The organism is Glycomyces sp. NPDC050141 (genome assembly GCF_055586545.1).
This window is the reverse complement of sequence record NZ_JBVJHZ010000004.1, coordinates 17,294-43,591: the sequence shown is the minus strand read 5'-3', so window position 1 is coordinate 43,591 and position 26,298 is coordinate 17,294. Positions and strand designations below refer to the sequence as shown.

Annotated in this window: 24 protein-coding genes, 1 tRNA gene and 1 pseudogene; 5 read left to right on the top strand and 21 right to left on the bottom strand. The window is 69.8% G+C overall.

Features of this window, described 5'->3' with window-relative positions:
- The first annotated feature begins 5 nt into the window (after positions 1-5).
- The 3 genes from ACZ60M_RS03505 to ACZ60M_RS03495 all read left to right on the top strand — a co-directional run bounded on the left by ACZ60M_RS03505 (position 6) and on the right by ACZ60M_RS03495 (position 4,459).
- Complete coding sequence (locus ACZ60M_RS03505) at positions 6-1,001, top strand: ABC transporter substrate-binding protein (RefSeq protein ID WP_465414287.1); 996 nt, start codon at positions 6-8, stop codon at positions 999-1,001.
- Complete coding sequence (locus ACZ60M_RS03500; RefSeq protein ID WP_465414285.1) at positions 998-3,082, top strand: iron ABC transporter permease; 2,085 nt, start codon at positions 998-1,000, stop codon at positions 3,080-3,082. Before ACZ60M_RS03505 ends, ACZ60M_RS03500 begins: the two co-directional genes overlap by 4 nt.
- 105 nt (positions 3,083-3,187) lie before the next feature.
- Entirely contained in the window at positions 3,188-4,459 is a 1,272-nt protein-coding gene (locus tag ACZ60M_RS03495; RefSeq protein WP_465414284.1) for a phytase, read from the top strand.
- Between the two features lie 61 nt (positions 4,460-4,520).
- Here ACZ60M_RS03495 and ACZ60M_RS03490 read toward each other — a convergent pair whose 3' ends face one another.
- The 8 genes from ACZ60M_RS03490 to iolC all read right to left on the bottom strand — a co-directional run bounded on the left by ACZ60M_RS03490 (position 4,521) and on the right by iolC (position 13,762).
- A complete protein-coding gene (locus tag ACZ60M_RS03490; RefSeq protein ID WP_465414282.1) occupies positions 4,521-5,558 on the bottom strand; it encodes a TRM11 family SAM-dependent methyltransferase in 1,038 nt (345 codons plus the stop codon).
- Between the two features lie 117 nt (positions 5,559-5,675).
- The gene (locus ACZ60M_RS03485; protein WP_465414281.1) at positions 5,676-6,683 is read right to left on the bottom strand and encodes a Gfo/Idh/MocA family protein; all 1,008 of its coding nucleotides are present in this window, start codon (positions 6,681-6,683) and stop codon (positions 5,676-5,678) included.
- A 24-nt stretch (positions 6,684-6,707) separates the two neighbouring features.
- Positions 6,708-7,631: a TIM barrel protein gene (locus ACZ60M_RS03480; RefSeq protein ID WP_465414279.1), complete on the bottom strand. Its 924-nt coding sequence runs from the start codon at positions 7,629-7,631 to the stop codon at positions 6,708-6,710.
- Positions 7,632-7,652: 21 nt separating this feature from the next.
- Positions 7,653-9,149, bottom strand: coding sequence for a CoA-acylating methylmalonate-semialdehyde dehydrogenase (locus ACZ60M_RS03475; RefSeq protein ID WP_465414277.1), 1,497 nt, complete (start codon positions 9,147-9,149; stop codon positions 7,653-7,655).
- Positions 9,150-9,159: 10 nt separating this feature from the next.
- Entirely contained in the window at positions 9,160-11,058 is a 1,899-nt protein-coding gene (gene iolD, locus ACZ60M_RS03470) for a 3D-(3,5/4)-trihydroxycyclohexane-1,2-dione acylhydrolase (decyclizing) (RefSeq protein ID WP_465414276.1), read from the bottom strand.
- A complete protein-coding gene (iolB, locus tag ACZ60M_RS03465; protein ID WP_465414274.1) occupies positions 11,048-11,944 on the bottom strand; it encodes a 5-deoxy-glucuronate isomerase in 897 nt (298 codons plus the stop codon). Before iolB ends, iolD begins: the two co-directional genes overlap by 11 nt.
- Entirely contained in the window at positions 11,941-12,813 is an 873-nt protein-coding gene (locus tag ACZ60M_RS03460; protein ID WP_465414272.1) for a Cgl0159 family (beta/alpha)8-fold protein, read from the bottom strand. The genes iolB and ACZ60M_RS03460 overlap by 4 nt, the downstream gene beginning before the upstream one ends.
- On the bottom strand, positions 12,803-13,762 hold the full coding sequence (iolC, locus tag ACZ60M_RS03455; protein ID WP_465414270.1) for a 5-dehydro-2-deoxygluconokinase: 960 nt from the start codon (positions 13,760-13,762) through the stop codon (positions 12,803-12,805). The genes ACZ60M_RS03460 and iolC overlap by 11 nt, the downstream gene beginning before the upstream one ends.
- Positions 13,763-13,986: 224 nt before the next feature.
- On the opposite strand from iolC, the gene ACZ60M_RS03450 reads away from it, so the two are divergent.
- Positions 13,987-14,964, top strand: a complete 978-nt coding sequence (locus ACZ60M_RS03450; protein ID WP_465414546.1) for a LacI family DNA-binding transcriptional regulator — start codon at positions 13,987-13,989, stop codon at positions 14,962-14,964.
- Between the two features lie 90 nt (positions 14,965-15,054).
- On the opposite strand, the pseudogene ACZ60M_RS03445 reads toward ACZ60M_RS03450, so the two are convergent.
- Positions 15,055-15,339 (bottom strand): annotated as a pseudogene (locus tag ACZ60M_RS03445) (phage holin family protein); the annotation flags it as partial.
- 134 nt (positions 15,340-15,473) lie between these two features.
- Between ACZ60M_RS03445 and ACZ60M_RS03440 the strand changes: the two are divergent.
- Entirely contained in the window at positions 15,474-15,872 is a 399-nt protein-coding gene (locus tag ACZ60M_RS03440) for a DUF7144 family membrane protein (protein ID WP_465414268.1), read from the top strand.
- A 57-nt stretch (positions 15,873-15,929) separates the two neighbouring features.
- On the opposite strand, the gene ACZ60M_RS03435 is transcribed toward ACZ60M_RS03440, so the two are convergent.
- The 12 genes from ACZ60M_RS03435 to hemW form a co-directional block, all read right to left on the bottom strand.
- Positions 15,930-16,003, bottom strand: a tRNA-Met gene (locus tag ACZ60M_RS03435).
- A 154-nt stretch (positions 16,004-16,157) separates the two neighbouring features.
- Entirely contained in the window at positions 16,158-17,057 is a 900-nt protein-coding gene (gene era, locus ACZ60M_RS03430; RefSeq protein WP_465414266.1) for a GTPase Era, read from the bottom strand.
- A complete protein-coding gene (locus tag ACZ60M_RS03425; protein WP_465414265.1) occupies positions 17,050-17,388 on the bottom strand; it encodes a cytidine deaminase in 339 nt (112 codons plus the stop codon). The genes era and ACZ60M_RS03425 overlap by 8 nt, the downstream gene beginning before the upstream one ends.
- The gene (locus tag ACZ60M_RS03420; RefSeq protein WP_465414262.1) at positions 17,381-18,679 is read right to left on the bottom strand and encodes a hemolysin family protein; all 1,299 of its coding nucleotides are present in this window, start codon (positions 18,677-18,679) and stop codon (positions 17,381-17,383) included. Before ACZ60M_RS03420 ends, ACZ60M_RS03425 begins: the two co-directional genes overlap by 8 nt.
- A gap of 6 nt (positions 18,680-18,685) precedes the next feature.
- Positions 18,686-19,159, bottom strand: a complete 474-nt coding sequence (gene ybeY, locus ACZ60M_RS03415; protein ID WP_465414259.1) for an rRNA maturation RNase YbeY — start codon at positions 19,157-19,159, stop codon at positions 18,686-18,688.
- On the bottom strand, positions 19,137-20,180 hold the full coding sequence (locus tag ACZ60M_RS03410) for a PhoH family protein (RefSeq protein ID WP_465414258.1): 1,044 nt from the start codon (positions 20,178-20,180) through the stop codon (positions 19,137-19,139). The genes ybeY and ACZ60M_RS03410 overlap by 23 nt, the downstream gene beginning before the upstream one ends.
- Positions 20,181-20,322: 142 nt before the next feature.
- Positions 20,323-20,676: a histidine triad nucleotide-binding protein gene (locus ACZ60M_RS03405; protein ID WP_465414257.1), complete on the bottom strand. Its 354-nt coding sequence runs from the start codon at positions 20,674-20,676 to the stop codon at positions 20,323-20,325.
- Between the two features lie 14 nt (positions 20,677-20,690).
- On the bottom strand, positions 20,691-21,416 hold the full coding sequence (locus ACZ60M_RS03400) for a 16S rRNA (uracil(1498)-N(3))-methyltransferase (protein ID WP_465414256.1): 726 nt from the start codon (positions 21,414-21,416) through the stop codon (positions 20,691-20,693).
- A 142-nt stretch (positions 21,417-21,558) separates the two neighbouring features.
- Positions 21,559-22,695 (bottom strand): molecular chaperone DnaJ, encoded by a 1,137-nt coding sequence (dnaJ, locus tag ACZ60M_RS03395; protein WP_465414254.1) that lies wholly within the window; start codon positions 22,693-22,695, stop codon positions 21,559-21,561.
- A gap of 15 nt (positions 22,696-22,710) precedes the next feature.
- Positions 22,711-23,727: a heat-inducible transcriptional repressor HrcA gene (hrcA, locus tag ACZ60M_RS03390; RefSeq protein ID WP_465414252.1), complete on the bottom strand. Its 1,017-nt coding sequence runs from the start codon at positions 23,725-23,727 to the stop codon at positions 22,711-22,713.
- A 110-nt stretch (positions 23,728-23,837) separates the two neighbouring features.
- Entirely contained in the window at positions 23,838-24,962 is a 1,125-nt protein-coding gene (locus tag ACZ60M_RS03385; RefSeq protein ID WP_465414250.1) for a CapA family protein, read from the bottom strand.
- Positions 24,963-25,115: 153 nt separating this feature from the next.
- A complete protein-coding gene (gene hemW, locus ACZ60M_RS03380; RefSeq protein WP_465414544.1) occupies positions 25,116-26,276 on the bottom strand; it encodes a radical SAM family heme chaperone HemW in 1,161 nt (386 codons plus the stop codon).
- Positions 26,277-26,298: the final 22 nt, after the last annotated feature.

Below are 26,298 nucleotides of genomic sequence, written 5' to 3'. Positions count from 1 at the left end.
ACCCGATGCGACTCCCCCACCTCAAGCGCTCCGCCGTGCCCGCGGCTCTGGCCGCGGCCGCGCTCCTGGCCGCCTCCGCCTGCGGCACCACCGAAGAGGGCGGCGGTGACGACGCGACGACCGCCGAGTCCGGCCCGGTCTCCACCGTGGACTTCCTCGGCCGCACCGTCGAGCTCGACAAGCCCGCCGAGCGGGTCGTCATCCTCGAATGGTCCGAGGTCGAGATCAGCATCAGCCTCGGCGTGATGCCCGTCGGCGTCGCCGACATCGAGGGCTACAACGTGTGGGCCGGAGCGGCCGAGCCGCTCGACGACACGGTCACCGACGTGGGCATGCGCGCCGAGGCGTCGATCGACTCGATCGCCGGGCTCAACCCGGACCTCGTGATCCTCGAGAACGACAACGAGGCCATCATCGAGCCGCTCGAGGAGTTCGTCCCCGTGCTGGTCACCGAGGGCTCCAACGAAGAGGACAACCTCGCGCGGATGCACCGCGACGTCGACATGATCGCCGACCTCACCGGCAAGAACGCCGAGGCCGACGAGCTGTGGGCGGCCTTCGAGACGAAGCTCGCCGACACCGCCGCCGCGATCCAGGCGGGCGGGAAGGCCGACGTCCCGGTGTTCATCGTCGACGGCTGGATCGACGGCTCCTCGATCTCCGTGCGGCCCTTCGGCGAAGGCTCGCTGTTCGGCGCGCTCGCCAAGGAGGTCGGCCTCCAGAACGCATGGAAGGGCGAGACCGACGGCGTGTGGGGCCTGGGCGCCACCGACGTCGAGGGCCTGGCGCAGTACACCGACACCGAGCTGAACCTGGTGTACAACAACTCGTTCGACGACAACATCTTCAACGAGGCGCTCGTCGGCAACCCGATCTACGACGACCTGAAGTTCGTCAAGGACGGCACGATGTACGAGCTTCCCAAGGGCGCCTGGACCTTCGGCGGCCCGCGCTCGTCTGAGATCCTGCTCGACTACCTCGCCGAGGTCTACGGCAGTTGAGCACCGTGACGCCGGCGCGGCTTGCGGCCCCGGCCCCGAACCCGCCGCGTCTGCTGCCGACCGCCGCGGTCTTCACCGCGGCGGTCGGCGCGCTCGTACTGCTCTCGGCGCTGCACCTGACCCAGGGGACGTCCTCTGTAGACACGGTTGACGTGCTGAAGCTCGTGGTCGGCGCGGCCGACCCGGGCGTGTGGAACGTGCTCGAAGGGGCGCGCCTGCCACGGCTGGCCGCCGCGGTCCTCGTCGGCCTCGCGCTCGGCGCTTCGGGCGTGCTGCTGCAGACCGTGGCGCGCAACCCGCTCGCGAGCCCGGACACGCTCGCGGTCAACGCCGGGGCGTACCTGGCCGTGACTGTTGTGGCGGCCTTCGGGATCAGCCTCCCGCTCCTGTCGGGGATCGGCGTCGCGTTCGCCGGGGCCGTGGCGACGGCGGGCCTCGTGCTCGCGCTCGCCGCGGGCGGCGGCGGGTCGGCCACGACCCGGTTGATCCTCGCCGGGTCCGCGACCGCGATGGCCGCGAACTCGCTCGTCTCGGTCCTGCTCATCCTCTTCGAAGAGTCGACCACGGGTCTGTTCGCCTGGGGCTCGGGCAGTCTCAGCCTCGCCGGGTTCGCTCCCGCGGTACAGGCCGCGCCGCTCGTCATCCTCGCCGTCGCCGGGGCGCTGCTGCTCGGGCCGCGCCTGGACCTGCTGCGCCTGGGCGACGACACCGCCGCGAGCCTCGGCGTCCACGTGCGGCGCACCAGAACGCTCGCCGTGGTCTGCTCGCTCATGCTGGCCGCCTGCGCGGTAGCGGTCGCCGGCCCGATCGGCTTCGTCGGCCTCGCCGCGCCGGTCATGGCCCGCCAGATCGCGCAGCGCCTCCCCGGGCTCCTCGCCCACCGCGTCCTCATCCCCTTCAGCGCCCTGTGCGGCGCGCTCGTCATCGTCGGCGCCGACCTCGCCCTCCGGGCCACTGTGGATGATGAGAAGAGCATCTACATTCCGGTTGGCGTCACCACGACCCTGCTCGGCGCGGGCGTCATGGTGTGGCTCGCGCGCAGCGTCCGCAGCGCCGGGTCCCCGGACAAGCCCGCGATCCTCCACGGCGCCGCGAACCGGGGCCGGATCGCCTACGCGCTCATCGTCACCGGCCTCGCGGCCGGAGCCGTCGCGGCACTCGTCGGCGGGATGCTCGCCGGGGACACGATGCTGCTCGGCGGCGACCTCGTCAACTGGCTCGCGGGCAAGACCGGGTCCACGTACACGTGGATCATCGACCAGCGCTACCCGCGCGTCCTCGCCGCGATCCTCGCCGGGGCCGCGCTCGCGTGCGCGGGCACGGTGACGCAGGGCGTCCTGCGCAACCCGCTCGCCGAACCCGGCCTCCTCGGCGTCACCGCCGGGGCGGGCATCGGCGCGGTCACCCTCATCACCTGGGCCCCCAACGCGGGCGCCTGGACCGTGACGGGCGTGGCGGCCGCAGGAGGCTTGGCCGCCTTCGGGATCGTGTACGCGCTCGCGTGGCGCGGCGGCCTCGACACCGGGCGGCTCGTGCTCGTCGGCATCGGCGTCTGGTCGCTCGGCATGGCCGTGATCACCCTGATCATCCTGGCCTCGGACCCGTGGGACACGCCCAAGGCGATGACCTGGCTCTCCGGCTCGACGTACGGGCGGACGGCAGAGCGGCTCATCCCGCTCGTCGCCGCGCTCGCACTCGTGATCCCGGTAGTCGTGATGCACCGCAAGGAGATCGACCTCCTCGCACTCGACGACGACACCCCGCGCACCCTCGGCGTCCGGCTCGAGCGCACCCGGCTGCTCCTCCTCGGCGCGGCCGCCGTGCTCACCGCCGCGGCAGTCGCGGTCGTCGGCGTCATCGGCTTCGTCGGCCTCGTCGCCCCGCACCTCGCCCGGGCCCTGGTCGGCAGCAGGCACACCCGCGTCCTGCCCGTCTCGATCCTCCTCGGCGTCCTCCTCGTCAGCCTCGCCGACACCTTGGGCCGCACGGTGATCGCCCCGGCCCAGATCCCGGCGGGCCTCGTCTGCGCCCTCATCGGCACCCCCTACTTCATCTGGCTCCTATGGAGGACCCGGAGGTAGGCGCGTGCCCGGAATTCGCCCTGGCGGTCGAGCCTTGTTCACCTGGGATTCATTGGGAGGGACCAGCATCGAGTCGACAACTCAACCCCGTATCGAGGAGACTCCGTGCTTTCCCGACTCTTCACCCTCACCGCGTGCGGCACCGCCGCCGTGCTCGTGTGCGCTGCCGCTGCGCACGCCCACCCCCGGTCCTCCGACGACGGGCTGACCGCCGAGCTCGAGACCCCCGCGCTGTGGGACGAGGACAACGCCGACGCCGACGACCCCGCCATCTGGGTCGACGCCGACGACCCCGAGGACAGCCTCGTCATCGCCACCGCGAAGGAGGCCGGGATCTACGTCTACGACCTCGAAGGCGAAGAGGTCCAGCACATCGCGCCCAAGCCCGCCCCCGGCGAGGACGACGCGCCCGGCCGCTACAACAACGTCGACCTCGTCCGCGGCTTCAAGCTCGACGGCGAGACCGTCGACCTCGCGGTCGCCTCCGACAAGGGCATGGACAACCTCGGCGTCTTCATCGTCGACGAAGACGGGCTCACCGAGGTCACCGACCCGGGCGCCGGTTGGATCTTCAGCGGGTCGCAGGAGGACATCAACGGCGAGCACACCGCCTACGGCCTCACCACGTGGCAGGACTCCACGGGCGCTTACGCCCTCGTCAGCCGCAACTCCGAGACCGAAGTGGCCCTGCTGAAGCTCGAAGCCAAGGGCGACACCGTCGGCTGGAAGAAGATCCGCACCCTCACGCTCCCCGCCGAGTTCGCGATGCCCGACGGCTCCACCTGGACCACCTGCGACGACCCCGGCGAGTACGCGCAGGTCGAAGGCATGGTCGTCCACGACGCCACCGGCACCGCCTACCTCGGGCAGGAACTCGTCGGCATCTGGAAGATCGACGCCGACCTCACCGGCGAACCCGAGCTCGTCGACACCGCCGTCGAGTTCGGCCAGCCCGCCCAGTTCGATCCCGAGACCGAGGAGTGCGTCTCCGGCGACAACCCCGGCTACGGCGGCGAGCACCTGCGCACCGACATCGAAGGCCTCACCCTCTACGACACCGGCCGCGGCAAGGGCTACCTCCTCGCCTCCAGCCAGGGCGACGACACGTACGCCGTCTACTCGCTCGCCGAAGGGAACCCCTACCTCGGGTCCTTCGCGATCGGCGACGGCAATGTCGACTCGACCCAGCACAGCGACGGCGCCGACGTCGTCAACGTGAGCCTCCCCGGCTTCGACGGCGGCCTCCTCGTCGTCCAGGACGGCGACAACACGCCCGAAGGCTCCGACGAGTCCAGCACGAACTTCAAGTTCGTCGAGTGGGAGGACGTGGCCGAAGACAGCGGCCTCGACCTCGCCGTAGCACGCGGCCGCCGCTAGCCGGAACCCGAAAGCGCCGCCGGGGCCCCCAGGACCCGGCGGCGCGCCTCACTCCCTGCTCCTACTTAGGCTTGCGGGCCACCACCAGATCGCGGTTAATCGCCTGGTCGACACGGTGCTCGAAATCCTGGAAGGGCCCGTCCTCGACGACCTCCAGACCCGAATCCTCAAGGATCAGAACGAGATCCGCGCGGGCCGTGGTGTGGAGGTTCCAGGAGATCCCCATCCCGCCGCCGGGCTTGAGCAGGTCCGCCCACACCGGGACCGCGGCCTCCAGCAGCTCCGTCGGCCGCCGCGTCAGCGCCCGCGTCTCCCGCACCGCCGCGTGCTGCACCCCGTACGGCGCATCGGTCACTACGAGGTCGAACGACGCCCGCCTGAACACCTCGCCGCTGCGCAGCGTGTCCGCGTTGACGATCTCCAGCGCCTGCACGTCGCCCGCGCGGTGGCGCTCCTTCGACGCCGCGAACTCGACCCTGGTGCGCTGCCCGACCCCGCGGCCCTCGCGCTTCACCCGGCTGGAGACGGCGGTGTGCTTGAGCCGCTTGTCTTTCAGCCAGCGCTGCACGAACGCGCCGTACGCCTCGAAGTCGCGCTTGTCGACCTCCACGCCGAACGCGTCCCAGCCGTACATCGCGGCCTGGTTCAAGGTGGTGCCGCGCCCGCACATCGGGTCGAGGACCTTCACACCGCCGCCGAGGATGCGGTCGGGCGCCAGCGCGACCGCGGCCGTGACGTTCAGCAGCAGCTTCGTGAACTGCTCGTTCGTCTTGCCCACGTATTTGAGGATCGTGATCAGGTCGTCGTCGTACCGGTCGAGCCGCTCGACCCGGACCGGCTCCAGCATCGCCCCGCGCACCGCGAACAGCGCGAACAGGGACGAGAGGTTCGCGAGCAGCCGCAGGTCGCGGGCGCTCAGCGAGTCGGAGCGGAAGGCGAGGTACGGGACGCCGCCGAACACGGCCTCCTCGACGTCCTCGATCTCGCCGTCGAGGACGTGGGCGCTGAAGACCCGGATCTCGTTCGCCGCCATCCGGGCGGCGGTGCGCGCGTAGACGCGGTTGGCGGAGGGCGATATCAACATCGCGTACTGCTGCATGGGACTTGCGAACCTTCATGAACTCGCGGACACGGAGAAGGCCCCGGCCTGCCGGCAGGGGCCTTGACTGCGTGACCTTAGCAAACACCGCGCGCGCGGTCCAAGCCGTTCGCGGTTCTAGGCGTAGAACTCCGGGCGCTCGGGCAGCTCGATCGGGACGATCTCGCCCGAGTGCAGCGAGCGCACTGCCGCGTCCACCACCACGGTGGCCGCGAAACCGTCCCAAGAGGACGGACCGGTCGGGTCCTCGCCCTTGAGCAGGTGGTCGACCCAGTCCTGGAGCTCGACGTCGAACGCGTCCGCGAAGCGGTCGCCGAACTCCTGCAGCACCTCGGTGCTCGCCTTGGCGGCCTTGCGGACCACGGGCGCGGCCGGGTCGGGCAGGCGCACCGCGCCGTCCTCGCCCACGATCTCGCACTGGATGTCGTAGCCGTACTGGCAGTTCACGAACGCCTCGACGTCCACGCGCGCGCCCGAAGCGGTCTCGAACAGGAAGATCTGCGGGTCCTGCAGGTGCGGGAAGCGCTTCGAGGTCTTGCGCGGCAGCACGGTCTGCACCGATACGAACTCCTCGCCGAGGAGCCAGCGCATCGCGTCGACCTCGTGCACGGCGGTGTCCTTGGCGGCCATCTCGGTCGTGTAGGCCTCGCGCACGTTCGGGTTGCGGTGCACGCAGTGCGCCATGAGCGGCTCGCCGATCTCCCCCGCGTCCAGGACCTGCTTCATCTGCCGGTACCCGGCGTCGTAGCGGCGCATGAACCCGACCTGCACGAGGCGGCGCCCGGCCGCCTGCTCGGCCTTGAGAATCCGCAGCCCGTCGGCTATCTCGGTGATGAGCGGCTTCTCGCAGAACACCGGTTTGCCCGCCGCGATGCAGGCCAGCACCTGCTCGGCGTGCGCCGGACCCCACGAGGTCACGACGACCGCCTCGACCTCGGGGTCGGCGATCAGGCGCTCGGCCGTGTCGACTACGCGGGCGCCGACCGAGGCCGCGACCTTCCCGGCAGACCCGGCGTCGATGTCCGAGACCGCGACGACCCGCGCCCCGGCCACGACGTTCGCCAGGCGGTGCACGTGCTGCTCGCCGATCCAGCCGGTGCCGATCAGGCCGATGCCGATGCTCATGGTGCTCCTCATTCTTCGGTTTGGCTAGGACTGCTGGCGGCCGGCGCCGAGACCGCAGCCGCCCAGGTACTTGCGGGTGCGGACCGCGATCGGGAGGGGGACGTCCGGCTCGCACGGGTACAGGTCCTGCTCGACGATCACGAACAGCTCGGCGTCGAGAGTGGACAGTGCGGTGACGATGTCGGCCGGGTTCGGCACGCCCGCAGGGGGCTCGACGCATACGCCGCGCTTGACGGCCTCGCCGAAGCCCAACTTCTCGTCGCGCACCTGCCGCAGGATCTCGGGGTCCATCTGCTTGATGTGCACGTAGCCGATGCGCTCGCCGTAGCGCCGGATCAGGTCCACATTGTCCCCGCCGCCGTACGCGACGTGGCCCGTGTCCAGGCACAGGGACACGAAATCGGAGTCCGTCCCGTCAAGGAAGGTCTCGATCTGCGGCTGGGTCATGATCTGGCAGTCCGCGTGCGGGTGCAGCGCGATCTGCACGCCGTACTCCTCGAACATCTGCCTGCCGATGCGGTTCGCCGTGGCGTGCACGGTCTTCCACTCCTCCGCGTCCCACTCGGTGACGTCGTTGATCGCGTCGGTCTTCTCGTCGCGGAACAGCGGCGGGATGAACACGACGTGCTTCGCGCCCTGCGAGGCCGTCAGCTTCGCGACCTTCGAGACGATGTCGACGGTCTCCGCGAACTTCTCGGGCCGGTGCAGGTTCCCGAACACGGTCCCGCCCGAGACCTTCAGGCCCCGCGAGCCGACCTCGTCGGCCAGCACCTGCGGATCGGTCGGCAGGTACCCGTACGGGCCCAGCTCGAGCCATTCGTACCCGGCGCCCGCGAGCTCGTCCAGGAACCGGTCGTACGGCAGCTGACGCTCGTCCTCGGGGAACCACACCCCCCACGAGTCGGGGGCCGATCCGAGCCGGAGGTTGGGGGCTTGTGTCGTCGTCATTGACGGTCTCCTTTGCGGTGCTTAGCTGGAGGTGGGGAAATGGAATGCGGCGTCGACCGACTGCTTGACCTCGGGCCAGCGGGTGGTGACGGTCTTGACGCGGGTGTAGAAGCGGACGCCTTCGGGGCCGTGGATCGGGGAGTCGCCGATGAGGGAGTCCTTCCAGCCGCCGAAGGAGTAGTACGACATCGGGACGGGGATCGGGACGTTGACGCCGATCATGCCGACTTTGACCTCGCGCTGGAAGCGGCGAGCGGCCGCGCCGGAGGAGGTGAAGATCGCGGTGCCGTTGCCGTACGGGTTGGCGTTGATGAGCGCGATCGCCTCGTCGATGTTCGCGGCGCGGGCGACCGACAGGACCGGCCCGAAGATCTCCTCCCTGTACGCGTCCATGTCGACCGTGACGTGGTCGAGGAGCGAAGGGCCGACGAAGAAGCCGCCCTCGTGGCCGGGAACGCGGAAGTCCCGGCCGTCCACGACCACTTCGGCGCCTTGCGCTTCGCCCGTGGCGACGGCGCTGGTCACGCGGTCCTTCGCAGCGGCCGTGACGACCGGGCCCATCTCGGAGGCAGGGTCGTCGCCCGGACCGACTTTGACCTCCTCGGCCTTGCGCTTCAGCACCTCGACCAGGGCGTCACCGGCATCGCCGACCGCGACGCCGACCGAGATGGCCATGCACCGCTGCCCCGCCGAGCCGAATGCGGCGGCGGTCAAGTGGTTCGCGGCGAACTCCAGGTCCGCATCCGGCAGGACGACCGCGTGGTTCTTGGCCCCGCCGAGGGCCTGGACCCGCTTGCCGGTAGCGGTCGCCTTCTCGTGCACGTACTTCGCGATCGGCGTCGAGCCGACGAACGAGACGGCGGCGATGTCCGGGTGGTCCAGGATCGCGTCGACGGCGGTCTTGTCGCCGTGGACGACGTTGAACACGCCGTCGGGCAGGCCGGCCTCGGCGTACAGCTCGGCGATCAGGTTCGACACCGACGGGTCGCGCTCGGAAGGCTTCAAGACGAACGTATTGCCGGTGGCGATCGCGATGGGGTGCATCCACATCGGCACCATGATCGGGAAGTTGAACGGCGTGATGCCCGCGCAGACGCCCAGCGGCTGGCGGAAGTTGAACACGTCCACACCACGCGAGACCTGATCGGAGAAGCTGCCCTTCAAGACATCGGCGATGCCGCAGGCGTACTCGACTACCTCGCGGCCGCGGATGATCTCACCGCGGGCGTCCTCGACGACCTTCCCGTGCTCCGAGGAGATCAGCTTCGCCATCTCGTCCTCGTGCTTGCACAGCAGTTCCCGCAGTCGGAACATCACCTTGCTGCGCTGCGACAGCGAGGAGTCGCCCCAGGATTCGAAGGCCTTCGCGGCGGCCGAGACCGCCGCGTCCACGTCGGCGGCTTCAGCGAGGAGGACCTGCCGCTGCGCCTCCCCGGTCGCCGGGTTGAACACCGATCCGGTGCGGGTCGACGCGCCGCGCGTGAACGCCCCGCCGATCCAATGCTCAATGGTCGTCATGACTGGTCCCTTAGAGGTAGTGGCGCTGGGCGCGCTTCTGGTCGGTGTACGTCGCGCGGGCGGCGCGCGTGGAGTCGAGTTCGGACACTTCGCTGACGGGCACTTCCCACCAGGCCGAACCGGGCGGGTTCGGGCCGGTCGGGTCGGTCTCGACGTGCACGACCGTGGTGCGGTCGTTGGCCTTCGCCTGGGCGATCGCGTCGCGGAAGGACGCCACGGAGTCGGCCTCGATGACCTCGGCGCCGAAGCTGGCGGCGTTCGCGGCCAGGTCGACGGGGAGCACGTCGCCGTCGAGCAGGCCCGACTTCCCGTCGCGGTAGCGGTACGCGGTGCCGAACCGCTGGGAGCCAAGGGATTCGGAGAGCGAGCCGATCGAGGCGAACCCGTGGTTCTGGACGAGCACGATGATCACTTTCAGTCCCTCGGAGACCATGGTCGCGATCTCGCTCGACAGCATCAGGTACGAGCCGTCGCCGACGAGGACGACGACCTCGCGCTCGGGCGCGGCCATCTTCGTCCCGACCCCGGCCGCGATCTCGTAGCCCATGCACGAGAACGCGTACTCGACGTTGTAGGCCTTCGGGTCCCTTGCGCGCCAGAGCATCTGCAGGTCGCCGGGCATCGACCCGGCCGCGTTGATCACGACGTCGGAGTCGTCCAGAACATCGTTGAGCGCGCCGAGGATCTCGGTCTGGGCGGGCAGCGGGCCGTGCCCCAGGTTGAAGCAGGCGTCGGCCGTGGCCTGCCACTCCTCGGCGAGACGGCGCGTCTCGGCCCGGTACTCGTCGGGGACGCTCCAGCCTTCGAGGGCCTTCGTCAGCGCGGCAAGGCCGGTCTTGGCGTCGGCGAGCAGCATCTCCGCCGAGTGCTTCGCAGCGTCCAGCCGGGCGACGTTCAGGTTCGCGAACGTGACGTCAGGATCGCCGAACACGGTGTGCGAGGCGGTCGTGAAGTCCGAGTAGCGGGTGCCGATACCGAGCACCACGTCCGCTTCGGCCGCAAGGGCGTTCGCGGCAGAAGTGCCGGTCGACCCGAGCCCGCCCACGGCCTGCGGGTGGTCCCACGGGACCGCGCCCTTCCCGGCGTGCGTGTCCGCCACCGGAATCCCCGTGGCCTCGGCGAACGCCCGCAGCTCGGCCTCGGCCTCGGAGTAGACGACGCCGCCGCCGGCGACGATGAGCGGTTTCTCGGCACTGCGCAGCAGTGCCGAGACCCGCTCCACAGCGGCGGGATCGGGCGCGACCCGGCCGACGCGCCACACCCGCCTGCGGAAGAACTCGACCGGCCAGTCGAACGCCTCGGCCTGCACGTCCTGCGGCAGGCACAGCGTCACGGCCCCGGTCTCGACCGGATCGGTCAGCACGCGCATCGCCGCCAGAGCAGCAGGGATCAACTGCTCGGGCCGCGAGACGCGGTCGAAGTACTTGGACACCGGCCGGAACGCGTCGTTCACGCTCACGTCCCCCGCGCGTGTGTCCTCCAACTGCTGCAGCACCGGGTCGGGAACCCGCGAGGCGAACATGTCGGAAGGCAAGAGCAGCACCGGAAGCCGGTTCGTCGTCGCCAGCGCCGCACCGGTGATCATGTTCGTCGAACCCGGCCCGGTCGAAGCGGTGCACGCGAACGTCTGCAGCCGGTTCTTCATCTTCGCGAACGCCGCCGAAGCGTGGACCATGGCCTGCTCGTTGCGCGCCAGGTAGTACGGCAGGTCGGCCTCGCCGGTCTGCGCCGCTTGGAGCAGCGCCTGCCCGAGCCCGGCCACGTTCCCGTGCCCGAAGATCCCCCACACACCCGGGATGAGGCGCTGCTCGGCGCCGTCGCGCTCCGAGTACTGCGCGGCGAGGAAGCGGACCAGCGCCTGCGCGGTGGTGAGTCGAATCGTGTCAGCGGGCACGCCGTTAAAAGGCATCGTCGCCCTCCTTCTCCACAGCCGAGGACAGCGGCAGGCGAGGATCAAGATCCTCAGGGGCCCAGGTGGACCGGACCCACCCGTGGGCGGGGTCGTCGCTGATGAGCCAGGCGCGGTCCGCTCCGGGACCGGCCATCACGTTCAGGTAGTAGAGGTCGTACCCGGGGGCGGCGGCGCTCGGGCCGTGCCAGCCGTGCGGGATCACGACCACGTCGCCGCTGCGGACCTCTTCGCTGACCTCGATTGGCCGCTCCGGGGTGCCGTACACGCGCTGCCAGGCGAAACCGGCGGGATCTGAGACCTCGAAGTAGTAGATCTCCTCGAGCTCGGCTTCGCCGTCCTTCGCCTCGTCGTGCTTGTGGGGCGGGAAGGACGACCAGTTGCCGCCGGGGGTGATGACCTCGCAGGCGATGAGCTTGTCGGCCTCGAAGGTCTCCGGCGTGCAGAAGTTGTTGACCTGCCGGGACGCCTGGCCGGAGCCGCGCAGCTCGACCGGCACGTTCTCGGCGGGGCCGTAGCGGGCGGGCAGGCGGCGCTCGCACTTCGCGGAGGGCAGGGCGAACCGGCCGCCGCTCGCGCTCGTGACGGTGACCGTGGCATCCCTTGGGACGTAGACGAAGTCGGTGACGCGGCTGAAGACGTTCCGGCGGCCCTGGACCTCGAAGGTCTCACTGTTTCCGGTGGCGCTGTCGCAGGTGACGGTGCAGCTCCCGGAGAGCGGCAGCACCAGCATCTCGGCGTCGCCGGTCGCGAACGTGGCCGAGCCGTTGGGCTCCAACTGCAGCACCTTCAGGCCGGAGTAACCCCAGCCAGCGGATTCGGGAGTGACGACGGTGTCGTAAGGCCCGTCGGCGGTAGATCCGGAAGGCAGGTAATAGGTGCTCACAGCAGGCTCACCACCGCATCGACGGCCGAGGCGACATCGCCGTCAGCCGGGTAAAGGAGCGACCGGCCGACAGTCAGACCGACCACATTGGGCAATGACAGCGACCGGCCCCAGCTCTCGCGTTGCGCAGCAAGGTCGGCGACCTCGCCGCCGAGGATGACCATCGGCAGGGTCGAGGCGGCCGCGACGCGTTCCATGTCGGGCGCGGTGGGCACCTTGAGCCAGGTGTAGGCCGAGGTCGAGCCGAGGCCCGAGGCGATCGCGACCGACTTGACGACCCCCTCCGTCGTCAAGTCGTTCACGACCTTCCCGCCTTCGCGGCGGGAGATGAAGGGCTCCACCATCGCGATCAGTCCACGATCCGCCAAAGCATCGACCGCATGAGCCGTAGCCTGCAAAGTAGGAGCGGTGCGGTCATCCTCAAGGTCGATGCGAGTAAGCGTCTTGCCGCCGTCGAACCCCATGCGGGCGATGGCGTCCGCGCTCATCCCGGTAAAGCGATCATCGATCTCGAATGAAGCCCCGGCAAGCCCGCCGCGGTTCATAGACCCGAAGACGACCTTCCCGTCCAGCGCCCCGAGAAGCAGCAGGTCCTCAAGGATGTCAGCCGTAGCAAGCACGCCGTTGCATCCAGGGTTCTCAAGGGCGGTGACGAGCCGTTCGAGCAGCTGGCCGCGATCGGCCATCGCCATCGGGTCCCCGCCGGTGGCGAGGGCGCCGCGGGCGGGGTGGTCGGCGGCGATGATGAAGCATTTGCCCGACGCGCCAACAGGACTCGTGGCGCGCTTGCGGGCTTCGGCGGCCCGGCGGATCGCGGCCGGGTCGGTCAGCCTGGTCCGGGCCAGTTCGGCGAGCTGGTCACGCCGCATCGCGTGCCTCCTGCAATTTGCGCTCCACTTCGGCTTCGGTCGGCATGGCGTCGGAGCAGGCGAGTTCACCGGCGACGATCGCGCCCGCCGCGTTGGCGAAGCGCATGATGCGCTCGGTGTCCCACCCGGCGAGCAGGCCGTGGACGAGCGCGCCGCCGAAGGCGTCGCCCGCGCCGAGGCCGTTGACCACGTTCACTGGTGCGGGCGGCACTTCCACTTGGCCGCTGTCGTCGAGGGCGAGCACGCCCTTCGGGCCCTGCTTGACGACGGCGAGCGAGACGCCGGCCGCGCGGAGGGCCTGGGCGGCTTCGGCGGGAGTGTCCGTCGCGCCGACGGCGACCTCGCACTCCTCGCGGTTGCCGACCGCGACCGTGACGTGCGGCAATGCCAGTCTCACCCAGTCGCGGGCGGACTGGGGCGAGTCCCAGAACATCGGCCGGTAGTCGAGGTCGAGGATCGTGATGCCGCGCTTGCCCCGCGCCTCAAGCGCGGCGAGCGTCGCAGACCGAGAAGGCTCCTGGCACAGACCAGTGACGGTCACCCAGAAGACCGAAGCGTCCCTGATCGCGTCAAAATCCAGCTCAACAGCACGAATATCGAGGTCAGGAGCCTTGGGAAGCCGGTAGAAGTACAAAGGAAAATCATCCGGAGGAAAGATCTCGCAGAAAGTGACAGGCGTCGGCAGCTCCGCAGCAGTCCCGACGAACGAGTCATCGACCCCGTAACCCCGGAGCGCGTTCCGCACGAACTTCCCGAACGGATCGGCGCCGACCTTCGTGATGACCGCAGCCGAGCGCCCGTACCGGGCCGCCGCGACGGCCACGTTCGTCGGGCTCCCGCCCAGGAACTTGCCGAAGGTCTCGACCTCCTCGAGGCCGACGCCGACCTGCTGGGGGTAGATGTCGACCCCGACCCGGCCCATCGTGACGACGTCATGCGTCGCGGCCACGGGCACACCTTCCTCTCGAAAATCTGGAGCGCTCCACTGTCGCGCGTTACTGTCGCGCGACAGTGATTTGGAATATACTCACTTCGAGACCCGCGCGTCAAGCCGCCGAGCCCGACGGAAATAAACTCGGGTTACCCGCCGGTCGCCAACCGAGCCCAGGAGAGGACGAGTCGTTGGACGAAGCGCTTCAGCCCCAATCGCAAACCGCCCCCCAGCGCGCCACCATGGCCGACGTGGCCAAGCGCGCGGGCGTGTCCCGCACGCTCGTCTCCCTCGTCCTGCGCGACCGCCCCGGCGCCGGAGCGGCCACCCGCGAGCGCGTCCTCAAAGCCGCCGACGAGCTCGGCTACCGGCCCGACAGCGCCGCCCAGATGCTCGCGCGCGGCCGCAGCCGCACCCTCGGCGTCCTCATGAACCTCGAACAGCCCTTCCACGCCGAGGTCGTCAAGGCCATCTACCCGGCCGCCGCCCAGCTCGGATACGACGTCCTCCTCTCGGCCATCGCGCCCGGACGCGACGAGCACCTCGCCACGGGAGCGCTCCTCGGGCACCGCTGCGAAGCGCTCGTGCTGCTCGTCTCCGACCCCGAATCGCACTCCACCGAACGCCTCGGCGGCACCGTCCCCACGGTCGTCGTCGGCCGCAAGGCCACCACCCCCGGCGTCGACAGCGTCCACACCGCCGAAGCGAAGGGCGTGCGCCAGGCCGTCGACCACCTCGTGGACCTCGGCCACCGCCGCATCGTGCACATCGACGGCGGCAAGGGCCCCGGCTCGGCCGACCGCCGCACCGCCTACCGGGCCGCCATGCGCCGCCACCGCCTCGCTGACGAGATCCGCGTGCTCCCCGGCGCCCAGGACGAGGACGCGGGCATCGCGGCCGGGATGCAGCTCCTGAGCGAGGACACGCTGCCGACCGCCGTGCTCGCCGCCAACGACCGCTGCGCGATCGGCCTCATGCACGCCCTGCGCAGCGGCGGCGTGGACGTCCCCGGCCAGGTCTCGATCGTCGGCTACGACGACAGCAACCTCTCGCACCTGTCCCACATCAACCTCACCACGGTCCGCCAGGACGCCACCGGCATCGCCGAGAACGCCGTCCGCAGCGCCGTCGAACGCCTCGACAACGCGGCCCTCCCCGCCCGCGAGACCGTCTGCGACGCGAAACTCGTCATCCGCGCGACCACGGCCCCGCCCCGCTAAGTCCTTCTTCCCGGGGATCAGCAGGCCGATGATCCAGCTGACGACACTGACGATCACCGCGCCCCAGAGCGCGGGCCAGAACCCGTCGATCGCAAACGGCAGCCCGAACTGGTCGGCGATCCACTCGGTGAGCAGGAACAGCAGCGCGTTCACAACGAGCGCGGCCAGCCCGAGCGTGACGATGTAGAGGCAGCTCCCCGCTTTACGGATGAGCGGCTTCAAGATCGCGTTGACCAGGCCGAAGACCAGAGCGACCCCGATAAGGGTCAACGTGTTCTCGGCGGTCCCAGAACCGTCGACGTGGATTCCGCTCAGGATGTATGCCGCGAATGCCAGCGCCGCGGCCGTGACCAGCGTGTGAACAATGAACCGCATGGTTGGGACGCTACCCGGAACCCGAGCCCTCCTCGCCCGATTTCCCCGATCAGGGCCGCATTCGCCAACCGGGCTGCACAACGCCGCCGACAGGTCGAAAATCAGACTCGAACACGCACGGATCGGGGAACCACATGATCAAGACGAGTCGCGCCCTGCCAGGGGCGATCCTCCTCATCCTCGGCGGCCTCGCACAGGCCGTCCAGGGCATCGCCGCCCTCTCGACCGGCGGCTACTTCGTCGCCCCGCCCGACTACGAATTCGGGATCAGCATCAGCGCCTGGGGCTTCGTGCACCTCGCCGTCGGCGTCCTCGCCATCGCGGTCGGCATCGGCGTCCTCCGCGCCAACCCCCTGGCCCGCCTCCTCGGCATGGCCCTCGCCGCGGCCTCGCTCCTGTCGAACTTCCTATGGCTCCCCATAGAACCGGGCTGGTCGATAGTCCTCATAGCCCTGGCCGTGCTCGCCCTATGGTCACTCGCGACCGCAGGACCGTCACTCCTAGCGCCGAAGAACACCAATCCCGCGCACTAATCCGGAACACAGAAAAACCCGGCTCCCTCTTTCGAGGAAACCGGGTTTTTCATCCAGTAGCGGGAGGCGGATTTGAACCACCGACCTCCAGGTTATGAGCCTGGCGAGCTACCGAGCTGCTCTATCCCGCGTCGGTAGTTAAAGAGTACATGACCCCATTCGGCCTCTGCCACAGCGGGGTCCGTGAGTGGGGTCACCGCGTGTTCACCTGGCGTTTCTCGCTAATGGGAAAGGAAACGGCCCGACTCCTCGCATTCGAGGGGCCGGGCCGTCGGCGTTTTCCCGTCAAAATCCGAGTCGTTCGAGCATCTTCGGGTCGCGCTGCCAGTCCTTGGCGACGCGCACGTGGAGGTCGAGGTAGACGCGGCTGTCGATGAGCTGGGCGATGCCCTTGCGGGCCTTGGTGCCGACGCGCTTGAGGCGCTCGCCGCCCTTGCCGATGATGATGCCCTTCTGGCTGTCGCGCTCGACGTAGATCTCGGCCCAGATCTTCTTGCGCGGGCCGCCGTCGGAGTCCTCGTCCTCGACGTCCTCGATGACGACCGCGAGAGAGTGCGGGAGCTCGTCGCGGACGCCTTCGAGGGCGGCCTCGCGGATGAGCTCGGCCATCATGACCCGCTCGGGCTCCTCGGTGATCATCCCGTCCGGGTAGAGCTGGGGTGATTCAGGGAGTTTGTCCGAGAGGACGCCGACGAGCTCGTCGAGGTTCTCGCCGGTCTTCGCCGAGACCGGCACGATGTCGGCGAAGTCGGCGAGCGCGGCCACGTTCGTCAGGTGGCGCACGAGCGCGTCCTTCGAGACGAGGTCGATCTTGGTGACGACCGCGACGACCTTCGCGTTGAGGTTGGCGATCTCGCCCGCGATGAACTTGTCGCCGGGGCCGGGCTTCTCGTTGGCCGGCAGGCACAGGCCGATGACGTCCACTTCGGACCAGGTCTGGCGGACGAGGTCGTTGAGGCGTTCGCCCAGGAGCGTGCGCGGGCGGTGCAGGCCGGGCGTGTCGACCAGGATGAGCTGGGACTCCGGGCGGTGCAGGATCGCGCGGACCACGTGGCGGGTCGTCTGCGGGCGCTTGGAGGTGATCGCGATCTTCTGGCCCATGATCGCGTTCGTCAACGTGGACTTGCCCGCATTCGGGCGTCCAACGAAGCAGGCGAAGCCTGCACGGAAGTCGTTGCTAGGCAAGACGGGTCACCTCTTTGCGAATGACCGACCAGACGGTGAGGTCGGCGCTGATCTCCCGGGCGGCCTGGAGGCCGTCCTCGTCGGACGCGGTGCCGAAGAGCACCGCGGCCTCAAGCTTGTCCGCCCCGGCCGCGAAGGCCTGGGCGACGGCCGCCTGGAGGGCCGTGAGCCGCAAGGAGGGGAGGTCGACGGCCGCCGAGGCGTAGGTGCGGCCGATGCCGTCGCGCACGGCCGCGCCGGTGGTCTGCTGGACTCGCCCGGCGGCCCCGCGGGCCAGCGTGGCGAGTTTCGCGTCCTCGGCGTCGAGGGCGTCGACGTGCAGGTCAGACATTGATCTTGTGCCTCTCATCGTTCACGGTGGCGGGAGCGCCGGGTTCGGGCAGGCGCGCGACGCGCACCGTCTCGATGCGGTTGCGGCGGCCAACGGTACCCTCAGCGGTCAGTTCGAGCCCGCCCAGGCGGGCGCGGTCGCCCGCGAGCGGGACCTTCCCGAGCTCGGCGGCGAGCAGCCCGGCGACGGTGTCCACGTCGAGCTCGGGCAGGTCGACGTCGAACAGGTCCTCGAGGTCCTGCACGGAGAGCCGGGCGGTGACGCGGGCGGTGCGGTCGTCGAGCCAGGCGACGGGCGGCAGCTCGTTGTCGTACTCGTCGGTGATCTCGCCGACGATCTCCTCGAGGATGTCCTCGATGGTGATGAGCCCGGCGGTGCCGCCGTACTCGTCGACGACGGTGGCGATGTGGATGCGGGCGGTCTGCATCTCGCGCAGCAGGTCGTCGACGGGCTTCGAGTCGGGCACGAACGTGACCGCGCGCATCACCTCGCTGACGTGCGGGTTCACGCGGTCGTCGAGGCGGGCGAGGTCTTTCAGGTAGACCACGCCGCGCACGTCGTCGAGGTCTTCGCCGACGACGGGGATGCGCGAGAAGCCCGAGCGGAGCGCGACCTGCTCGGCCTCGTCCGCGAGCATGTCGGCGGGGACCCAGACCATCGCGGTGCGCGGGACCATGACCTCGCGGGCCACGGTGTCGCCCAGGGCGAACACGGAGGCGATCATGTCGCGCTCCTCGTGGTCCACGGTGCCCTGGGCCTCGGCGGCGTCGACCAGTTCGCGGATCTCGATCTCCGAGGTCGCGAACGGCCCCTCGCGGAAGCCCTTGCCGGGCGTGACCGCGTTGCCGACGAGGATGAGGATCTTCGCGAGCGGGCCGAGCGCCGTGCCGAGCAGGGCGACGGGTCCGGCGACGGCGAGCGCGATCGGGTAGGCGTGCTGGCGGCCGAGCGTGCGCGGCCCGACGCCGATGGCGACGAACGACACGACGGTCATGATCGCGGCGGAGATGCCGACGGCGAGCCACGAGTCCTGCGAGGAGTCGAAGGCCACGACGGCGACTATCGCGATCGCCGCGGCCTCGCAGGCGAGGCGCAGCAGGATGAGCAGGTTGAGGTGGCGCGGCAGGTCCCCGATGATCTTCACGAGGGACCCGGCGCCGCGCTCGCGCTGCTCGGCGAGTTCGGCGGTGCGGGCGGGAGAGACGGCTGTGAGGGCCGAGTCGACCATGGCCGCGGCCCCGGCGACGGCGGTCAGTGCGACCGCCGCGGCCAGGAGCGTATACGGGATCATGCGGGCCTAACTCTCCGCTGCGGCTTCGCGTTTCGCCCGCCAGGCGTCGAGCAGCCGGTTCTGCAGGCCGAACATCTCCTTGGCCTGCTCGGGTTCGGCGTGGTCGTAGCCGAGGATGTGGAGCACGCCGTGGACGGTGAGCATGTGCATCTCGTCAGCGGTGGAGTGCCCGGCGTCCTTGGCCTGGGCCTCGGCCACCTCGGGCGAGAGCACGAGGTCGCCGAGGATCGGCGTGCCCGGCTCCGAGGAGTCGGGGCGGCCGGGCATGGCGTCGTCCATCGGGAACGAGAGCACGTCAGTGGGGCCCGTGCCGCCCATCCAGCGCTTGTTGAGCTCGGTCATGTGCTCGATGTCGACGATCAGGATCGAGAGCTCGGCGAGCGGGTTCACGCCCATCTCGTGGAGGGCGAACTCGGAGACGGCGCGGATGCCCGACTCGTCGACTTCCCGCCCGGACTCATTGATGATCTCGATGCCCACGGTTTCCTCGTTGCCCCTTCTTCGGGTCGCCCATCTTGGCGTCCCACTTCTCGTAGGCGTTCACGATATCGCTGACCAGCTGGTGTCTGACGACATCTTCCGCCCGGAGGGTGGCGAAGTGCACGTCCTCGACGCCCTCGAGGATGTCCCGGACCACACGCAGCCCCGAAGTGGCGTTGTTCGGCAGGTCGACCTGCGTGATGTCACCGGTGACCACGATCTTCGACCCGAACCCGAGCCGCGTCAGGAACATCTTCATCTGCTCGGGCGTGGTGTTCTGCGCCTCGTCGAGAATGATGAACGAGTCGTTCAAGGTGCGACCGCGCATGAAGGCCAGGGGCGCGACCTCGATGGTGCCGGCTTCCATGAGCTTCGGGATCGACGCGGGGTCGATCATGTCGTGGAGCGCGTCGTAGAGCGGGCGCAGGTACGGGTCGATCTTCTCGAAGAGCGTGCCCGGCAGGAAGCCGAGCTTCTCCCCGGCCTCGACGGCGGGGCGGGTGAGGATGATCCGGTTGATCTCCTTGGCCTGCAGCGCCTGCACGGCCTTGGCCATGGCGAGGTAGGTCTTGCCGGTACCGGCGGGGCCGATGCCGAAGACGATCGTGTTGTTGTCGATCGCCTCGACGTAGTGCTTCTGGCCGAGCGTCTTGGGGCGGATCGCCTTGCCGCGCTTGGAGACGATGTTCTGCGAGAGGACATCGACGGGCCGCTCGCCGGGAGCGGACTTGAGCATGTTCTCGGTGCGCCGGATCATGTCCGGGTCGATGCTCTCGCCGTTCTCGACCAAGGCGAGCAGCTCCTTCACTAGTCGTTCGGCGGCGTGCAGCGCGCCGTTGAGTCCGGTGAGGGTGATGGTGTCTCCGCGCACGTGGAGGTCGACGCCGGGGTTGCGGCGCTCGATGTAGCGGAGGTTCTCGTCGGCGCGGCCCAGCAGTGCCATGAGCGAGCTCTGGTCGCCGACGGTGATCTGGGACGTGATCGTCGATGTGTGCTGGCCGTTGTCAGAGCGGTCGGTCATAGGCTTCGCCCGCTGAGGGCTGTTCGCCACCTGCTTCCAAAGTGAGGTTCGCAGCGGCCTGAGGGGCCGCTGTTCTGCATGCCTCAATGGTAGTTGCCGCCTGCGACAGGCGACAACGAGTAATCGCGGCGCCGGTGTGATTTCAGGCCGAAAGCATCGGTCCGAGCGGTTTCCCGCCGAAGACGTGGAAGTGGACGTGGAAGACCTCCTGGCCGCCGTTCGCGCCCGTGTTGGCGAGCAGGCGCCATCCGTCCTCGGCGACGCCCTCGACGGCCGCGACCTCGGCGGCGGCGCGCAGGAGCTCACCGGCGAGCTCGGGATCGGCACCGGCCAGCGCCGCGGTGTCCGGGTAGTGGTCCTTGGGGATCACCAGGACGTGCGTGGGGGCCTTCGGGTGCAGGTCCCGGAAGGCGAGCACGCGCTCGGTCTCCAGCACCTTCGTGGAGGGGATGTCCCCGGCGACGATCTTGCAGAAGATGCAGTCGGTGTCGGTCATGCCCGGAATCCTAGTCACCAGCGGCCGAGTCGGGCCTGGAGGACCGCGAGGGCGGCGGGGCCCGCGGTGGAGGTGCGCAGGACGGTGTCGCCGAGGCGGACGGGTTCGCCGAACTCCTTGAGGGCGTTCAGTTCGTCGGGGCTGATGGAGCCTTCGGGGCCGATGACGAGGGCGATCTCGCCGGTTTCGGGGAGTTCGGCTTTCGAGAGCGGCAGGTCGGCTTCTTCGTGGAGGACGAGGACGCGCGCGCAGTCGCGCAGGCGGGCGACGAGCTGCTTGGTGGTGTGGAGTTCGGCGACGTGCGCGAGGTGCGGGCGGCGGGCCTGTTTGGAGGCCTCGCGGGCGGTGGCGGTCCATTTGGCGCGGGCCTTGTCGCCGCGCGGGCCTTTCCATTGGACGATGGATCGCGAAGCGGCCCAGGGGATCACCTCGTCGACGCCGATCTCGGTGAGCATCTGGACGGCGCGTTCGCCGCGGTCGCCTTTGGGGAGGGCCTGGACGACGGTGAGCTTCGGGTCGGGGGCGGGGACGATGCGCCGGTCGAAGATCTGGACGCGCACGGAGCCGCGTTCGGCGTGCGTGACGCGGGCGGCGGCGGTGCCGCCGGAGCCGTCGCTGAGGATCAGGGTCTCGCCGGGCTGCAGCCGCTGCACGTCGGCGGCGTGGTGCCCTTCGGGCCCGTCGAGGGTGTAGTCGTCGTCGGCCGGGACGGCGTTGACGAGGAAGACCGGTGCGCTCACCGGGACAGCTTAGTCCGGTGTCGGGCGAGGGAGTCCGAGGAGCATCGGACCCAGGAACGGCGCCGAGCGTTGCCGCTCGGCGCCGTCCGTCAGATCGTGTCGCTACGCGTGTCCGTGCTGCGCTTCTTGTTCAACTACCCCGCTACGCGTGGCCGTTGAAGGCGTCGCGCATACGGCTAAAAAACCCGCTGCCGCCTTTGACCTCTTTGATCTCTTCATCGCGGAGGGTGGCGAGCTTCTTGAGGAGCTCTTCCTGCTCGGCGTCGATCTTGGTGGGGGTGCGGACGTCGAGTTCGACGTAGAGGTCGCCGCGGGTGCCGCCGCCGCGCAGGCGGGGGACGCCGTGGCCGCGGACCTTCTTGATGGTGCCCGGCTGCGTGCCGGAGGCGACTTCGACTTCGACCTGGTCGTCGAGGGTGTGGATGTTGAGCTTCGTGCCGAGCGCGGCCTGGGTCATGGGGACGCGGACGCGGCAGCGCAGGTCGGAGCCTTCGCGGGTGAAGACCTCGTGGGGCTTCTCGTGGACTTCGACGTAGAGGTCGCCGGCGGGGCCGCCGCCGGGGCCGACTTCGCCTTCGCCGGAGAGGCGGATGCGCATGCCGTCCTCGACACCGGCGGGAACCTTCACGGTGATCCGGCGGCGCGAGCGCACGCGGCCTTCGCCGCCGCACTTGCGGCACGGGTCGGTGATGATCGTGCCGTAGCCGGAGCAGGCCGAGCACGGGCGCGCGGTGCGCACCTGGCCGAGGATCGTACGTTGTACGACTTGGACTTCGCCGGAGCCGCCGCAGGTCGAGCAGGTCTGGGGTTCGGCGTCGCCTTCGGTGCAGGAGCCTTCGCAGGAGTCGCAGAGGATCGCGGTGTCCACGGTCAGGGTCGACTCGGTGCCGAACGCGACCTCCTCGAGGTCGAGGTCGAGGCGCAGCAGCGCGTCGTTGCCGGGCCGGGTGCGCGAGCGCGGGCCGCGGCGGCCGAAGCCGCCCATGGAGCCGCCGAAGAAGGCGTCCATGATGTCCTCGAAGCCCATGAAGGGCGCGCCGCCCGCGCCGCCGCTCGCGGTGCGGGAGAACGGGTCGCCGCCGGCGTCGACGATGGCGCGCTTCTGCGGGTCCATGAGGACCTCGAAGGCGGCGTTGATGTCCTGGAGGCGCTCTTGCGCGTCCGGTTCGTCGCTGACGTCGGGGTGGTACTTGCGCGCCAGCTTCCGGTACGCCTTCTTGAGTTCGTCGTCGGTGGCGTTCCGGTCGACGCCGAGAATGCCGTAGTAGTCCTTAGCCACGTGCGCTCTGTCCTGTCAGCGGTTCTGTTCCAAAATCTCGGACACGTACCGGGCGACGGCGCGGACGGCCGCGATCGTGCCCGGGTAGTCCATGCGGGTGGGTCCGAGGACGCCCATGTGGCCGACCACCGAACCCGGTCCGTATCCGGCGGTGACCACGGTGGTCTCGCGGAAGTCGTCGAGGTTGTTCTCGTCGCCGATGCGCACGGTGAGGAGCGCGTTGGAGTCGGCGCGGCCCAGCAGCTGCATGAGCACGACCTCCTCCTCGAGGGCTTCGAGGATGGGCCGCAGGGACCCGGCGAAGAAGTTCCCCGGGCGCGTCAGGTTCGCGGCGCCCGCGACGGCGACGCGTTCCTCGGTGCGCGCGACGACCGTGTCCAGGAGCACGCGCGCCAGCGCGGAGGCGGTGGTGTGCAGCTCGGGGCGGGCGAGTCCGGCGAGGTCGGCGATGATGCGCGGGGCGTCGGCGAGGGGCTTCCCCTGGAGCTGCTCGTTGACGAGGCGGCGCAGGTCGAGGACGTCGTCTTCGCTAAGTTCGGCGGGCATCTCGACGTAGCGCTGCTCGACGCGGCCGGTGTCGGTGATCATGACGACCATGAGCCGGGTCGGGGTGAGCGAGACGAGTTCGAGGTGGCGCACGGAGGAGCGGTTGAGGCTGGGGTACTGGACGACCGCGACCTGGTGGGTGAGCTGGGCGAGGAGGCGCACGGTGCGGGTGACGACGTCGTCGAGGTCCATCGCTTCGGAGAGGAAGCGGTGCACGGCGCGGCGTTCGGCGGCCGAGAGCGGTTTGATCTTGCCGAGGCGGTCGACGAAGAGGCGGTAGCCCTTGGCGGTGGGGATGCGTCCGGCGGAGGTGTGGGGCTGCTGGATGTACCCGGCCTCTTCGAGGTAGGCCATGTCGTTGCGGACGGTCGCGGCGGAGACGCCGAGGGCGTGGCGCTGGGAGACGGCTTTGGAGCCGACGGGTTCCTGGGTGGCTACGTAGTCCTCGACGATGGCGCGCAGCACTTCGAGTTTGCGATCGTCCATCGCCGCCACGTCCCCTCCGTCGTTCGGTGTGTCCCGGACCGGACCCGGGTTCAGTCGGCCGGACTCAAGTCTGGCACTCCCGGTCCGGGAGTGCCAGTCTACGTGTGCGGTCAGGCAGAGGGGATGACGAGCGCGCCGTCGTCGCCGACGGTCACTCCGGCGTCCCCGAAGTCGTCGGCGAGCTCGTTGAAGTCGTCGTACGCGCCGTTGTCGTCGTCGAGCTGCGGGTAGCCGTCGCCGTCCATGCGGGTGGCGGTGACGTTGGCGGCGAGGAGGGTGCCGTCCTCGCGGAAGGTGGCGGTGAGCACGGCGGAGCGGCCGAGGGGGCCGTCGGTGGCGAAGAGGCCCTGGCCGCCGCCGAAGTTCCCGAGGGAGTGGACGATGAGTTTGCCGTTGTACCACTCGATGCCGCGCAGGACGTGGGGTCCGTGGCCGACGAAGATGTCGGCGCCGCTGTCGATGCAGGTGTGGACGAATTCGCGGGTGTTGCCGCGGTCTTCGCCGATGTAGTTCTCGACGCCTTCGGGGACGTGCCGGTGGTCGGTGCCTTCGGCGCCGACGTGGGCGGTGGCGATGACGATGTCGGCCTGCTCCCGGGCGGAGGCGACGAGGGCGGCGACGGCGTCGAGGTCGCGCAGGTCGGTGTAGAAGCTGTAGGGCGCGAAGCCGACGATGCCGACGGTGAGGCCGCTCTCGGTCTCGACGAGGCAGACTTCGTCCTTGATGCCGCTGACCTGCATGCCTGCGGCTTCGGCGGCTTCCTGGGTTTCGACGGCGCCGTCGGGTCCGGCGTCCCAGCCGTGGTTGTTGGCCTGGTTGATGACGTCGAATCCGGCGTCGGCGAAGACCTGCGCGTACTCGCCGGGGAGGCGGAAGTAGGTGCACTCGCCGCCGCCGCACTTGTCGAACTCCTGTGTGGAGAGGGCGCCTTCGAGGTTGGCGATGACGACGTCGCCGTGGAGGATGTCGGTGACGCCGCTGAAGAAGCTCGCGCCGCCGTCGTCGGCCATCTGGTTCGGGTAGGAGCCGGGCATGGTGTCGCCCACGTGCGTGATGGTGATCTCGCGGGGCTCGGGCGAGGGGGCCTCGGAGGTGGGCTCCTCGGCGGCCTGGCCGCCTTCGTCCTCGACCGGGGGCGGCTCTTCCTCGCCGCAGGCGGCGGCGGCCGCGAGTCCGGCGGCGGAGGCGGCGACGAGCAGGCCTCGGCGAGCGAGTGTGGGCGTTGCAGTGCGCATGGGTGCGGGCTCCGGGTGGTGTTCGTATTGGGGGGTCCGTGCGCGGACGTCACCTGGGAGGTGCCGCGGCCTCTAGGGGGAGGCGCGCGGGGCGTCACGATAGGCGAATACGGTTCGCCTTCACGAATCTAACGTTGACCGGCCGGAACGCCGTCAGGAGGTGAGGTCTCTCACGACCGCGTCCGCGAGGAGCCGACCGCGCAGCGTGAGCTTGAGGCGTTCGTCTTCGATGACGGCGAGTCCGTCGGCGGCTGCGTGTTCGGCGGCCGCCTTACCGGTCGGACGCAGCAACGATAGCGGGAGTCCGCTCGCCAGCCGGGTGCGCAGCAGGATGCGCTCGAGGTACTGGTCGTCGTCCGTGAGGTCCTCGTGCCCGGCGGCCGGGAGGCCCCGCGCGAGCGCCGAACCGTAGGTCGAGGGGTGCTTGTGGTTCCACCAGCGCACGCCCGGCAGGTGCGAGTGCGCGCCCGGGCCGGCGCCCCACCAGTGGCCGCCCTCCCAGTACAGGAGGTTGTGGCGGCATTGCGCGGCTTCCGTTGTGGCCCAGTTGGAGACCTCGTACCAGTGGAACCCGGCTTCGGAGAGGACGGCTTCGGCGGCGAGGTACCGGTCGGCGGCCACGTCGTCGGAGGGCTGCGGGACCTGCCCTGAGCGGATGCGGCGGGCCAGCGCGGTCCCGTCCTCGACGATGAGCGCGTACGCCGAGACGTGGTCGACCCCGGCGCCGACGGCCGCGTCGAGGCTCGCTTTGAAATCAGCGGCGGTCTCGCCGGGCGTGCCGTAGATGAGGTCGAGGCTGACGTGCTCGAACCCGGCCTTGTGCGCGTACTCGACGGCGTTGAGGGCCTTCTGCGGCGAGTGCTCGCGGTCGAGGATCTTGAGCACGTGGGAGGCGGTGGACTGCATGCCGACCGACAGGCGGGTGAAGCCGCCGTCGTGGAGTTCGGCGAGGTAGTCGGCGTCGACGGACTCGGGGTTGGCCTCGGTGGTGGCCTCGTAGCCGTCGGCGAGCCCGAAGGCGTCGTCGATCTCGGCGAGGATCGAGGAGAGGTCCGCCGCAGAAAGCAGCGTGGGTGTGCCGCCGCCGAAGAACACCGTGTCCACCTTGGGGCGCTTGCCGAACCGAGCAGCCGCGTCGCGGATCTCGGCGCGCACGATCGACGCGTACGTGTCCCGGGAGACCCCGGCGCCCAGTTCGGAGGCCGTGTAGGTGTTGAAGTCGCAGTAGCCGCAGCGGGAGACGCAGAACGGGACGTGCACGTAGAACCCGAACCCGGCCGCCCCGGTCGAGGGGTCGGCGGCGGCCGCCGCGATGGAGGCGGCGGGCGAATTCGGG